General features: G+C 59.0%; 12 protein-coding genes. 2 read left to right on the top strand and 10 right to left on the bottom strand.

All coding sequences use genetic code 11. From position 1 onward, the window contains the following. Window positions 1-41 precede the first annotated feature (41 nt). Window positions 42-1349, bottom strand: a complete 1308-nt coding sequence (gene hslU / locus ACR0LH_RS09720; RefSeq protein WP_170777173.1) for an ATP-dependent protease ATPase subunit HslU — start codon at window positions 1347-1349, stop codon at window positions 42-44. A gap of 192 nt (window positions 1350-1541) precedes the next feature. Between hslU and ACR0LH_RS09715 the strand changes: the two genes are divergently transcribed. Beyond that, the gene (locus ACR0LH_RS09715) at window positions 1542-2783 is read left to right on the top strand and encodes an MFS transporter (protein ID WP_480720748.1); all 1242 of its coding nucleotides are present in this window, start codon (window positions 1542-1544) and stop codon (window positions 2781-2783) included. Here the strand turns inward: ACR0LH_RS09715 and hslV are convergent. After that, window positions 2772-3332 carry an ATP-dependent protease subunit HslV gene (gene hslV / locus ACR0LH_RS09710; protein WP_170483114.1) on the bottom strand — a complete coding sequence of 187 codons (561 nt, stop codon included), beginning with the start codon at window positions 3330-3332 and terminating at the stop codon, window positions 2772-2774. The genes ACR0LH_RS09715 and hslV overlap by 12 nt on opposite strands. Before the next feature lie 198 nt (window positions 3333-3530). Here hslV and ACR0LH_RS09705 point away from each other — a divergent pair, with 198 nt between their 5' ends. Next, window positions 3531-3725 (top strand): DUF1127 domain-containing protein, encoded by a 195-nt coding sequence (locus ACR0LH_RS09705; protein ID WP_170386910.1) that lies wholly within the window; start codon window positions 3531-3533, stop codon window positions 3723-3725. A gap of 57 nt (window positions 3726-3782) precedes the next feature. On the opposite strand, the gene ACR0LH_RS09700 is transcribed toward ACR0LH_RS09705, so the two are convergent. From ACR0LH_RS09700 to tsaE, 8 genes are all read right to left on the bottom strand, one after another. After that, window positions 3783-4145: a Lin0512 family protein gene (locus ACR0LH_RS09700; RefSeq protein ID WP_480720747.1), complete on the bottom strand. Its 363-nt coding sequence runs from the start codon at window positions 4143-4145 to the stop codon at window positions 3783-3785. Then, complete coding sequence (locus tag ACR0LH_RS09695; RefSeq protein ID WP_480720745.1) at window positions 4142-4492, bottom strand: Lin0512 family protein; 351 nt, start codon at window positions 4490-4492, stop codon at window positions 4142-4144. The genes ACR0LH_RS09700 and ACR0LH_RS09695 overlap by 4 nt, the downstream gene beginning before the upstream one ends. A gap of 66 nt (window positions 4493-4558) precedes the next feature. Beyond that, window positions 4559-4879: a thioredoxin gene (gene trxA, locus ACR0LH_RS09690; RefSeq protein ID WP_170386904.1), complete on the bottom strand. Its 321-nt coding sequence runs from the start codon at window positions 4877-4879 to the stop codon at window positions 4559-4561. Between the two features lie 60 nt (window positions 4880-4939). Continuing rightward, entirely contained in the window at window positions 4940-8299 is a 3360-nt protein-coding gene (gene addA, locus ACR0LH_RS09685; RefSeq protein ID WP_480720743.1) for a double-strand break repair helicase AddA, read from the bottom strand. After that, on the bottom strand, window positions 8296-11223 hold the full coding sequence (gene addB / locus ACR0LH_RS09680) for a double-strand break repair protein AddB (RefSeq protein WP_480720742.1): 2928 nt from the start codon (window positions 11221-11223) through the stop codon (window positions 8296-8298). Before addB ends, addA begins: the two co-directional genes overlap by 4 nt. Beyond that, the gene (locus ACR0LH_RS09675; protein WP_480720741.1) at window positions 11216-11902 is read right to left on the bottom strand and encodes a nucleotidyltransferase family protein; all 687 of its coding nucleotides are present in this window, start codon (window positions 11900-11902) and stop codon (window positions 11216-11218) included. The genes addB and ACR0LH_RS09675 overlap by 8 nt, the downstream gene beginning before the upstream one ends. Then, window positions 11899-12903 (bottom strand): aminoglycoside phosphotransferase family protein, encoded by a 1005-nt coding sequence (locus ACR0LH_RS09670; protein WP_480720740.1) that lies wholly within the window; start codon window positions 12901-12903, stop codon window positions 11899-11901. The genes ACR0LH_RS09675 and ACR0LH_RS09670 overlap by 4 nt, the downstream gene beginning before the upstream one ends. Continuing rightward, on the bottom strand, window positions 12900-13373 hold the full coding sequence (gene tsaE / locus ACR0LH_RS09665; RefSeq protein ID WP_480720739.1) for a tRNA (adenosine(37)-N6)-threonylcarbamoyltransferase complex ATPase subunit type 1 TsaE: 474 nt from the start codon (window positions 13371-13373) through the stop codon (window positions 12900-12902). Before tsaE ends, ACR0LH_RS09670 begins: the two co-directional genes overlap by 4 nt. Window positions 13374-13411 lie beyond the last annotated feature (38 nt).

Raw genomic sequence — 13411 nt, 5'->3', positions numbered from 1 at the left:
CGGTGCCGCACAGAAATTCCGGCGGAAACCGGCTGGACATATCACAAGACGTAACGGCTGAGGTCTGTGGACTTGGTCAGTTCGCCCAGATTGTCATCGACGAATTGCGCGTTGACCGTGATCTCGGCCCCTGCCTGATCCGGGGCAGTGAAGGAAAGTTCCTCGAACACGCGCTCCATCACTGTATAAAGCCGCCGCGCACCGATGTTTTCGACGCTTTGGTTCACGTCCGCAGCGATTTTGGCCAAGGCTGCGATGCCATCTTCGGTAAAGCTGACCGTGACCTCCTCGGTTCCCATCAGGGCGGTATATTGGCGGGTCAGGGCGTTGTCCGTCTCGGTCAGGATACGCACAAAATCCTCCTCGGTCAGTGCGCGCAGTTCAACCCGGATCGGTAGACGGCCCTGCAATTCGGGCAACAGGTCCGAGGGTTTGGCGATGTGGAACGCGCCCGAGGCTATGAACAGGATGTGGTCGGTTTTCACCGGGCCGTGTTTGGTGCTGACAGTCGTGCCTTCGATCAGGGGCAACAGGTCGCGCTGCACCCCTTCCCGGCTGACATCGCCGCCGCGCGCATCAGATCGTGCGCAGACCTTATCGATCTCATCCAGAAACACGATCCCGTTCTGTTCAACCGATTCCAAAGCCACGCGGTTGACGGTTTCATCATCCAGCAGCTTGTCGGCCTCTTCCCCGATCAGCGCGTCATAGCTTTCGGCGACGGTCATCTTCTTCTTGACCGTGCGACCGCCGAACGCCTTGCCGAAGATGTCGCCCAGGTTCATCATCCCCATCTGGCTGCCGGGTTGACCGGGAATGTCAAACATCGGCATCGGGTTCGAGCTGTCGGACAGCTCCAACTCGATCACCGTATCGTCCAGTTCGCCCGCTTTCAGTTTCTTGCGGAACATTTCACGCGTGCCTTCCCGGGCATCGGTGCCAGCGATGGCTTCGATCACGCGATCTTCGGCGGCCTGATGCGCCTTGGCCTTTACATCTTCACGCATGTATTCACGGGTCTGGATAATCGCGGCATCCGCCAGATCGCGCACGATCTGTTCCACGTCGCGCCCCACATAGCCGACCTCGGTGAACTTGGTGGCCTCGACCTTGATGAACGGCGCACGGGCGAGTTTTGCCAGTCGGCGGCTGATCTCGGTCTTGCCAACCCCGGTCGGGCCGATCATCAGGATGTTCTTGGGGTAGACCTCATCGCGGATGTCATCCGCCAACTGCTTGCGCCGCCAGCGGTTGCGCAGCGCCACGGCGACCGCGCGTTTGGCGTCTTTTTGCCCGATGATAAAACGATCCAGTTCCGAGACAATCTCGCGCGGGGTCAGGTCAGTCACGGGGGCGGTCCTTTCGGTCGGCGTGGGTCAGATGCGGCTTAGGTAGTCACCGCGTGGGCGAAAACAACCAAGCTACTTTCATTGGCAGCGTTGGTTAACAACCGTCCCTCCGGTTTGCAAATGCTTTCCATAGGTGAAACGCGCGCCCTCTGATACAGTGATTTCAAGGCGTTGAGGGTCAGGAGCGCGGATATGACGAAAATTGCGAAGATCACCCTGTTGTTCGTTGTGTTTGTTGACCTGATTGGACAAGGGCTGGTCTTTCCCATCATCAACTCGCTGATCATGGAGACGAAATCCGGATTCCTGCCCGAGAATACTCCGATGGGACAGCGGCATTTCTACTATGGGCTTGTGATCGGCTGCTTCTTTTTGTCGTGGTTTCTTGGCGTGGTTTATGTGTCCAAGGTTTCGGACTCGATCGGGCGCAAGAATGCGCTGCTGGTCTGTCTGGGAGGGGCGCTGGCCGGCTATGCGATCACCATAGCGGCGCTGTATATGAACAGCCTGCTGCTGTTGATCCTTGGGCGCTCGATCACTGGGTTTACTGCCGGGAACCAGCCTATCGCACAGGCCGCCATGATTGACGGCAGCACCGATGCGGCCGACCGCGACCGAAATATGGGATATATCGTGACCGGCGTCAGTTTCGGACTGGTCGGCGGGCCGATAATCGGGGCGGTCCTGTCCGACGCCGCCCTGCTGGGCAGCATAGCCACACTGAAAACGCCATTCTACGGCGCGTTCGTTCTGGTTCTGATCGCCATTTTCCTGGTCCTGTTTTTCTTCAAGGACACACGAACCGAACGCGCTGCCTTTGTCTTTCGCCCACGCGATGTTACCGACAGCCTGATCGCGGTGAAAGGTCACCCGACGGTGTTGAAAATCCTGCCCGTCTATTCGTTCTTCATGATAGCCAACGTCACGTTCTACGTATTCGTTGACAATTTCCTGACCAGCAAGTTCGGCTATGGCGTGATCGGAGGCAGCGTGGCGATGGTGGTCATAGGCGTGGCACTGGCGTTTTCCAGCACCTTCCTTGTCAAACCCGCGCAGGAAAGGTTTAGCAAGCACAAGATCATCTATGCGTCGCTGATCGTTATGGTGATGTGCGGCTTTGCCTTCGCCTTCAGCCCCAGCGGAGTGTTCAGCTATGTCCCGGTCTTTTTCTTCTATTTCCTGTTCGGCGTGGCCTACCCGACCCTTCTGGGCCTGTTTTCGTCCAGCGTCAGCGAGGCGGATCAGGGCTGGGTCATGGGCGTGACCACAGCTGTCTTTTGTTTGGCCGGAGGCGTCATGTCCCTGATCGGTGGTGGGCTGATGAGCATCGACATCCGGGTGCCGTACTACATCGTGATCGTCGCCGCGATATGCGGCCTGATTGGAATGCACCGGCGCTGGAAGGGAAAAGAGATCAAGGCGCTACTGGCCTGAGATTTCCTCAACCGTCAGGTTGCCATTGGTATAAACGCAGATATCGGCGGCAATCGCCATGGCCTCACGCGCCACCGTTTCGGCGGGTTTGTCGCCGTCCATCATCGCGCGCGCAGCCGCCAGCGCGAAATTGCCGCCCGATCCAATGGCAGCCACGTTATGCTCGGGCTCCAGCACATCCCCTGCCCCGGTGATCACCAGTAGATCGTTGCCGTCGGTGACAATCAGCATCGCTTCGAGCTTTTGCAGGTACTTGTCGGTGCGCCAGTCCTTGGCCAGTTCTACCGAGGCACGGGCAAGCTGGCCGGGTGTGGCCTCCAGCTTGGCCTCCAGCCGCTCTAGCAGAGTGAAAGCGTCTGCCGTTGATCCGGCAAAGCCTGCAACAACCTCGAACCCGCCCGGAGACAGACGACGCACCTTGCGGGCAGTGCCTTTGATGACCGTCTGACCCAGACTCACCTGCCCGTCCCCGGCGATCACCACCTGGCCGCCCTTCTTGACGCCAATAATCGTTGTGCCGTGCCAACCGGGAAATTCGCTGTCTGCCATGAAAGCCTCCGTTTTTTTCTTGCACCCTATATGGGCCGGACCCATCCACAGCGCAACAGTTCACAAATTGCCCAAAAGATATGCAAGAAATGCAATTCGGGGTTACCGGACTAGCAATTGTGAGACTCAGCCAATGCTCCTACATGAGCCTCACAACCGACAAGAGGTCGGCTGTTTCAGTTACAAGGAAATGCGCAAATGGCAACTACTGCAAATATCCATGCGCCGCTCGGAGCAGCTACCATCCTGCATGTAGTGGACGCGTTCTTCGGAACATTTGAAAAAGCAACTGCGTGGAATGAATCCCGCAAAACTCGCAAGGCCCTGTCGGTCCTCAGCGACGCTCAACTGGACGACATCGGCCTGAGCCGCGCGGATATCAGAAACATCTGATCCGCGAGACATTCGACAGTAAGATGAGCCGCTCAGATCTGGGCGGCTTTTTCTTTGTCAGGACAGTCTAAAAAGCCCGTCCATATCGGGAAGAAACGCCTCAACCGCTGCAGTTGCGATGACGTGGCGCGTGCCGTCCTCGGGGTCCTCTACATCCAGTCCTCCGGTGACCGCCCGTACTTCGGCGCGACCGCGTGGAAGATCGCCTGCGACAAGTTCGCAATCCACTGCTTCTGGCTGTTGAACCCCTATTGTTACCCGCACACGCATCTGATGGTGGTCTACGCCCAGCTTGGAAAACAACGTGATCGACGAGTGATGCAGCGCGTCCTGCACGGCCCGCCGCGCAGCTTTGGTATAGTCTTGTCCGTACAGATCGTTGCCGGTTCCCATTTCCAGAATGATGCGTTTTTCCATCACAGTTTGGCCTCCATGTCGAAGGACACGATGATCGCCGCATTGGCAATTACCGTGTGGCCGGCGGTTTCCGGTTTCTTTATGTCCAACCCGCCCTGCGTCACGCGGATGTTCGGTTGGCCATATGGAAACACCGCCGTCAGCGCTTCGGTGTCGACCTTTTCTGGATGGGCGACTCCGATTTCGGCGTCGATAATCATGGCCTCTTTAGGAAAGCCGAACAGCTCTGCCATGTTGACCGAGTTGTGCCACAACGCGTCTTTGATGGCCCGCAAAGCGGCCTCGGTATAGTCTTCGCGGCGCAGCGAGGTGCCCATGCCAAACTCAACAAGAACGCGTGTTTTCGCCATGTGAACCTCCGGCATGAAAAAGGCGCCCCGGATGAGGCGCCCCCGATCTTTGCGTATCCAAACGGATCAGATGGATTCGTCAATCCAGCTTTGCAGGGCGGCCTTCGGCGCGGCACCTGCACGGTTCGAGACCACCTGACCATCCTTGAAGATAAACAGCGCAGGAATACCGCGCACGCCCATCGCGGCAGCGGCGTTGGGGTTGCTGTCTACGTCAACCTTGGCGATCTTGACCTTGTCGCCATACTCAACCGCCAGCTCTTCCAGAGCGGGACCGATTTGTTTACAGGGGCCACACCACTCGGCCCAGAAATCGACAACAACGGGGATGTCGGAATTCTTGACTTCGGCGTCAAAGGTATCGTCGGTTACGGCTACGGTCGACATATTCTGTCTCCTGAATGGGGAATGCTTGGTCACTGAAACTAGGTGCGGGGTTTTCCAAGGTCAAGGCATCGACGCACGCGTCAGCGCATCCGTCACCAGATCGTGTGGCAACCACATCAACCGAGCCGTTCTGGTCCACAGAATCGCAGTTTTGATGTCGCGGTCGGGGTAAATCTGTGACAGCGCACAGGAATACGCCCCCATCTGTCGCAGCAGGCCGTCAGGACACGCGGCTGCGGTGTCCGGCACAATCATATTCGATTTGAAATCAATGACCTGAACGTCCTTTTCCGTTACGATCAACCGATCGATGACCCCGTGCATCCGACGCCCGTTCAGATCGGCGGATACCGGAACTTCGGCCAGAGAGTCTGGGCCGAATATGTCCTGCAGATGGTCTGCGGACAGTACGGCCCGCGCCTCGGAAAACAGCGCATCGCGTTCCGAATCCTGCATATCGGGAAGAACCCTTGCGCAAAGCTGCGGCCAGAATTCGGACGCAACCGAAGGCAAGTGCTCGAGAAGAAGGTGCAGCCGGGTTCCGCGCAGCTTTGCGGCGTCCTCATCCTGTCCACTGTCGCCCGGCAAGGCTTTCGCGCCACCGAGATCCGACGGGCTGAGCGTTTCGGTCACTGGCTCGGGCGTGGCTGCCTCAGCCAGAAACGCTTGCGGAAGGTCTACACGCTCGATCGTTGATTCTGCATGTTCGATCAGCGGCGGGCCAAGCCACTCACCATGCGACAGCCTTAGCGTTTCTGAACCCGGCTCTGAAATGGCACCTGCCCGTTCCATGGCGGCCTGAACCATCTGGTACCAGCTTGACCCATCTTTGCCGACATCCCCGGCTGCGGCCACGATCAACCACTTCTCGGCCCGTGTTAGAGCCACATAGAGCAACCTCAACCGCTCGTTTTCTTCCCGTTCGCGCGCCTCTTGGCGGGCGCGGGCAATTAAGGCCGGTGATCCGTCTGCCGAGACTTTCCACAAGGGCATCCCCTCTGCCACCATGATTTCGGCATCACGCGGGGCTTGCCGTTTACCCGTATCGGGCAGGATTACGATCGGCGCTTCCAGCCCCTTTGATCCATGCACCGTCATGACTCGGATCATGTTGCCGACACCGCTCATCTGTCGCTTGATCTCAAGGTCATCGGTCTGCATCCACACCAAAAACCCGGTCAGGCTGGGAATATCGGTGCGCTCGTATGCAAGCGCCTGCGACAATAGCGCGTTGATGCCGTCTTCGGCTTCGGCCCCCAACCGCCCGAGCAGTTTGCGCCGCCCGTCATGGCGGGTCAGAATGCGTTCGATCAGGTCGTAAGGGCGCAGAAAGTCGATCTGCCCGCGCAGGTCGTTCAATACGGCAAGCGTGTCGGGAAACTCATCGGCGCGGCGGCGCAGCGCGGCCCAAAGAAACGGGTCTTTTCGGCGATGGGCCAGATCGAAAAGCTGCTGTTCAGTCCACCCCAGCAACGGAGATTTGAGCACTGTCGCCAGCGAAAGGCTGTCTTCAGGCGTTGCCAGAAAGCTGAGCAGCGCGGCCAGGTCCTTCACCGCCAATTCCGCGCCGACTTTCAGGCGGTCTGCCCCGGCGATTGGCAGGTCAGCGGCTTTGCACGCCCGAATGATTTCAGCGAACAGGTCCGAGCGACGCTGAACCAGGATCAGGAAATCCCCCGGTTGCACCTTGCGTCGTACAAACTCTCCCGGTGTTTCGCTATCATCGGGAATGGTTTCGCCGCGCTCGATCATCGTCTTGATCGAATCTGCTACCTGTTGGGCCAGAATAACGGTGTGATGTCGCGCGCCGGGTCGATCCACAGGGTCGGTCCAGTCACCGTCTTCGTCTTCCTCGACCTTTTCAACCACGGGCCACAGATCGACCCGCCCCGGAAGATCGGCTTTGAACGCACGGTGAAGGCTTTCTTTGTGGAAGCCTGCCTCTACTTGGTTTTCAAACAGAATATCCACCAAGGACAGGATCGCGCTGGAGGACCGAAACGAGTACTCAAGCGTGGAATCCCACAATTTAGAGCCTGATTCAGTCAGCTTTCGCCCGAATTCAAGCTGCATCCGGTCAAAGGCTTGCGGGTCGGCGCCCTGGAAGGAATAGATCGACTGTTTCTTGTCGCCGACCACGAAAATCGTCCGCTCAACCCCCGATCGGGCACCCTCTCCGCTGGTGAATTCCTGGGCCAGCTTCTCGATCACGTCCCATTGGTCGGGGCTTGTGTCTTGCGCTTCGTCCACAAGGATATGGTCGATACCGCCATCCAGTCGATACAGCACCCATTCCGCGACCGCCGGATCGTTCAGAACTTGGCGCGCACGCAGGATCAGGTCGTCAAAGTCCAGCCACCCCCGTATCTGTTTGCGTCGTTCGTATTCCGGTAGGAAAGCCGCTGCAAACCGATGCAGTACACGTGTTTTACGCGCGGCCGTCAAAGCCAGCCGTTGCTCTCGGGCTGCCTCAACCCGCAACATGAAGGCTTCGAGTTGCGACATTCGGTCTGCCAGAACCCCTTCGCGCAGCGCTTTGGTCGGAAAGTTGTTGATTTTGGCTGAAAACGGTTCCTTCGCCGACTTTCCGGTTAGGAAGACCCCTTCCAAAGTTGGCAGGATGCTGGTTCGCGGCTCAGTGAATCCGGCCAGCTTTGCTGCGGCCTTCGCGTTGTTTCCACCGCTTTCAAGCATGGCGGGCAGGATCGAGCGGATCAGATCAACCTCGCCGCCCAGAAAAACGCGGGACAACAACGTCTCTTCGTCAAACCCTTCGGGAAGGTCGAATTGGCGTTGAATCTCGTCCCAATTCAGGGGCTTCGCAAACAGGTTTCGCTTGTGCGTTATTGCGGCCGTCAGCTTTTCAAAACCGGTATCCGTCACGAACCGGGCCACATCTTCGATCAGCGCGGCTTGCGGCCCCTCTGCAAAATCTTCGACGATTTCTTCGCGCAGCAGCGCGGCGGCGCGGTCCTCCATTTCGGAAAATTGCGGGCTGACGCCAGCCTCAAGCGGAAAGCGGCGCAAGAGAGACGCGCAGAATGAGTGGATTGTCTGTATTTTCAATCCACCGGGCGTCTCGATGGCGCGCGCAAACAGCGTGCGAGCCTGCGCCAGCCGGTCAGGGTCGATGACACCCGGAACGCCCAGATCGGTCAATTGCGCCAGTAGCCGGTCATCGTCCAGCATCGCCCACTCACCCAGTCGTTTGAACAGGCGGTTTTGCATCTCGCTGGCGGCGGCTTTTGTGTAGGTCAGGCACAAAATGTGCTGCGGTTGAATACCGTCCAGCAACAATCGCGCCACCCGGTCGGTCAGAACCCTGGTCTTGCCCGAACCGGCATTTGCCGCCAACCAAGTTGAGGCTTCGGGTCGCGCGGCCTGTACCTGACGTTCGGTCGCGTCGTTTCGCGGGCTCATTTCAGATCCTCGGGGTTTGTTTCGTGTGTCCGGTCCCACTCGCCAAATCGTGCGAGGTGATCGTAGTCGCCAATGTCGGTGTCCTTATGCAGCATCCGGCGCGAGGAATAGCCTTGTTCAGGCTCTAAATAGGCTGAAATCAGCTCTTTCAGCTCAGCCAGAACTTTGTCGGGCGGTTCCTTGCCAAGTGGCGCGGGAACTTCCTTATAAGCCCCTCCCATACCGACAAAAATGGCTTCTGCCACTGGCAGTGGGTCAATTCCCTCAATCCCGCCCTGCTCGGCCATTGCAGCTTCGATCAGCAATTGTTTGTCAAACTTGGCTTGCTGGCTTTCGCTAGGTGGAGTGCCGGTTTTGTAGTCGACCAGTCGTAGCGCACCCCTGCTGTTCAAGTCGATCCGATCAGCGCGACCCGAAATCGTAAAGTCCAGAGGCGACAGTACCAGTTTCATCGCAGCCTCAAACGCCACGGGGCCACCATCGCCGTGCCGCGAGGCCTCAGCTTTCAAAAAGTCATCGGCAATCCGTTCAAGTCGCGCCAGCCAGAGCTTGCGGGCTGTCGGCCATGCAACATGCTGTTCCAGCAGGCTTTCAGCGCGTTTCAAAAAGTTGTCACGCGACAGAAGCGCCGAGTCCAGCAAGCTGTCCTTGACGAAATGTTCAAGGATTTCATGGATCACGATCCCGCGCAGCAACGCGTCCGGTGCCTGCACCAGAGGGTCCAGAGGCTTCAGGCGCAGCACGTGTTTGGCATAGATCGCGTAGGGATCGCGGATCAGGCGTTTGATTTCCGTAACGCTCAGACGGCGCGGGCGCGACGCAACGGGCGGGCGCGGCGATGGTCGTGGGGCAGCTTTGATATGCGGGGCGGTTTCAAGCTGCTCGGACCAGCGCAGCCATTGCCGACCACGGGAACGCATGCCGGACAACGCGTCGCGACCACCTTGATCCGGTAGGCCTTGCAACAAGTTCGTCAGCCGGTTCAGCCAGCGCGAAGGCACTGTTTCCGCGTCATCGGACCGGATCGCGCGGGTCAGCCAGACCTCGGGCGCGCCAATAGCCTGCTGAAAGTCATGCGCCGACAAGCCGATCCGCCGTTCCGGTAGCAAAAGCCCCGCCTTGTCGCGCATCTGGCGGTTCAGCCACGGGTCGGGTGCGGCGGCTTCCGGCCAGCTACCTTCGTTCAGGCCGCCGAGAATCAGCAGATCGGCCCCTTGTACGCGGGCCTCAAGCGTTCCCCAGATCATGATATGTGGATGCGGCGCGTCCCGATCGCGCACTTCTTCTCCGGCCAGTAATGCCCCCAGCAGGTCCGCGAAGTCATGCGCGTTCATTGACCCACCATGGTGTGCCTCGGACTCGAGTGAGGTGAGAACGGATTGCGCCTTTTGACCCGCGTTTTTGTCCCAAAGCGTTCCGGTGTCGCCCGCACTGCCGGCTGAGATGGCTTCGGCCAACGTTCGCAGACGGGCAACCCAATCCGACAGGGGCAATTCGGTCGAGATCTCTTGGTCGCAGAAATGCCGCGCGAGCCATTGCATCCAGTCACCCGGAACCTCTTTGCGGATGGCGAAAGCGGTCAGGCTGGCGCTGTCTGGAAACGGAGGACCGTGGCGACGCAGGTCCAACTCAAGATCACGGGTGTGCAAAAGATGCTCACCCCGACCCCCGCCATCGTGACAGAGGGGGTGCTTCAGCAGCGTCAGCAGAGCTTCACCATCCAGACGTCGTGCGAACAGGTTGGCAACGTGCCGCAAAAAACGTCCGGGCGGAGAAAGTTGCAGGGGCAGGCCGGCGCTGTCATCGGGCAGGATGTTCCAACGATCCAGCGCGGCACTGACCTGACGTGTCAGCATCCGGTCCGGGGTTATCAGAGCAGCGGTCTGACCGGTCTCGGCGGCCTGACGCAAACGCAGGGCAATGGCCAGTGCTTCGGCGCGAGGAGATTGGGCTTCGACCAGTGTCAGGTCGTTTGTCGCACGGTCCAAATCCCTCAGCATTGGGCCTTCGGACATCCAGGCATCCGTGATCGGCGCTGGGCGTAACGCCAATGAAACCAGCCGGTTACGGGCAGGCGAGGGGGGCGCGTCCGGTGTCCAAGGTTCAATCTGATCTGGTTTCACCCCAAGTTGGGTCATCAGCTTTCGGAACCTGTATTGCGGGTGATCTTCCGACGTCAGCGCATCATCCAGATCGGTCCAGACACGCTCGGGCTGGTCAAAGTCAAACCCCGGCAGGATCAAGGCACCTTGTGGCAATCGCGCGACGGCTTCCATCAGCATTAGAGTTGTCCCCCGAGACCCCGTAGACCCCGCAAGAAGCACAGGGTGACGCGGTGGATCATCTCGCCAACGCTGGATCAGGTTCACTACCACGCGACGCTGTCGAGCCTGAGCGTCCAGCGCATCGCCACCGGGATTGATAAAGCTATCTGCAATTCCGATAAATGCCTGCGCCCGCGCCCAGTGACCGGAAAGGTCGCTGACGTCCAGTTTTCGGATCGCATCGGGCGATACGCCCTCACCCTGCATCTCGTCTATCAGCGCGGCTAAACTGTCAGAAAGGTCAAACAAGGACGACCGCGCGGCCAGATCGGGCTGTTGGTCCAAGAGTTTGGAAACCAGTTGTGTCAGCTCCAGCCTGCGTCGGAGGGGCGGGATGGCTGGTGGGACACTGGCAAGATCGACGCTTTCACCCAGATCAGTCACCAGCGAAAGCCGAGGCAACAGGCAAGCTGGACCTTGATCGAACAGGCTGCGTACCCGGCGGGCCATGCGTCGGGTGTTGACCACAAGCTGAACCCGGGCCAGCGCTTCGGGTGGCTGATCCGCGCACCGGGTTCTCAGCCCCTGAACCAGTGCCTTGGGAAAGTCCGTGCCCGGTGGGACGGCAAAGACTCGGGGCAGGTCGCCGGGTTTAAACATCGGCCAAAAGCCCTTCAGCCAAGGCGATCCCGTCCGGGTGGCCGACGTCACACCAGCGCCCGGGATACGAAAGCGAAAACAGACGATTCTGCTGGTGCATCCGGTCCCAAAGTAGGTTCAGTGAAAATGACTTCTGAGGGAATTCTTTCAACCTTTCGGTCTTAGTGATCTGTACACCGCCATAGATCAAACCGGGGCCGCGGGTGATCCGGCCTGTAGCGTCGGCGGTGAAATCGCCTGTCCCCCTGTAGCCGATCGTCTGGGCAACGGGCACGCACATCAGAAGGGCATCCATTCGCTCGGGATCCCACGCGTTGCGCAGCAGCTTCAGCGGGTTCGGACCGGACCAGATCGCGTCTGAATTCAGGGTGAAAACCGGCTCAGACCCCAGTAAGGGCAAAGCGGCGCGCAATCCGCCCCCGGTGTCTAGAATGTCCGGCTGTTCCAGCGATAACTGCACACCCTTCGGGGTCAGATGCGCCTCAAGTTGATCCGGCAGATAGTGCAGGTTCGCGACAACCCGCTTTGGGTTCAGTTCGTCCACAAGATCAAGCGCGTGGTCGATCAAGGCCCGGCCCGAAACTTTTATGAGCGGCTTGGGCGTGTCTTTGGTCAACGCGCCCATACGTGTGCCGAACCCTGCTGCGAACAGCATGACAGCATCAGGAGATCGGGTCATGCCTGTCTGAGCCTTTCCAAAGCTTCGGGTGTCGGTGCGGGCAGGGCGTCGCGTAAAAGATCTGCAACCGTCACCAGGGCGGGATGTTCGAGATCCCGCATCAGGTGGGCCCAGGTCGCGGGGATCAGGTCTATATATTGCGGCTTTCCGAACTCGGTCGCCAAACGCGCGAATACTCCGAGTATCCGAAGGTTCCGCTGTGCACCTAGAACGGCGTAAGCCGTGCGGAAATCATGATCGTTGACCCCTGTTGCCGAGATGTATCGGTCGACCATCCGCATCTCGGTGCCCGGTGCCACGTCGCGGCGGACGTCCTGCAACAGCGATACAAGATCATATGCGGGATGTCCCAGCATCGCGGTTTGAAAGTCCAGAAGGCCCACGCGCTGCACACCGTCGCGTTCCGGCAGCCAGATCAGGTTTTCGGCATGGTAGTCACGCTGAACAACGACCTTTCGCCCAGATGCCTCACTGTGCAGGATGTCCGAGAACCGATGCTCGAACCGATCCCGTGCGTCTTCGTCATAACTGCCCTGAACGGCCTGCGCGTATTTTGTGAACGAAAGTGCGGCCAGCTCGGTCATCAACGAGGGACCATAAGACGGCAGCGACAGGGTTGGCGCATCATGTAGCGTGATCAGAACGTCTGTTGCCGCTTCGTACAGTTCACGTTCTTTCTGCGGATATTGCCGAAGAACACGCGCGAACAGATCATCGCCCAAATCTTCAAGCAACAAGAACCCGTATTCTGTGTCTTCGGCATAGATTTCGGGCGCGCTCAGGCCAATGGACCGCAGATATTCGGCCATGCGGACAAATGCCTCAACAGGTTCGGCCTGACCCGGAGGGGAATCCATCAGAACGGCGGTCTTGCCGGTTTTCGGGTCGGTCAGACGCTCGTACCGGCGGTTCGAGGCATCCCCGGCCAGAGGCGTACGCTGCGCGTCGGCCCAAGGCGTCTGTGCGATCAGGGCTTCGGCCAGAACAGCACGGTTTGTCATGAGCGGGACTCCAGCCTTTGGGCCCATTTTGGGTCCGACCACGATAGGGTCAGTATTCGTTTTTCCATTGTGTCAGGGTCTGTTTCAAACGTCATTGTAAGGGCGGTATCAGGTCGAAGCGGACCCAGCTTTTCCGGCCACTCTATCAGGCAGATCGACGAGTCCAACGCCTCGGTCAGGCCAAGCTCTTCCACTTCTTCCACGGCGCTCAGACGGTACAGGTCGCAATGCCAGATCTCTGTGGACTCGGTGTCGTAAACCTGCACCAGCGTAAACGTCGGAGAGGGCACATCCTCGGGGGTGGTCAACAGTGATTGGATCAGACCGCGCGCGAAATGGGTTTTGCCGCTGCCGATCTCACCTTCAAGCAACAGGGTGTCTCCGGGCAGCAAAGTCGAACCTAACCGAGTGGCAAACCCGGTTGTTTCTTCTGGGGAATTCAGGGCAATCGTCAGCGGTGTCGTCGTCATGGCGCCACAATGGCCCTGTGTCCGGTTGGCCGCAACCC

The organism is Ruegeria sp. CL6, from assembly GCF_056536465.1.
This window is presented reverse-complemented; position numbering and strand designations above follow the sequence as displayed.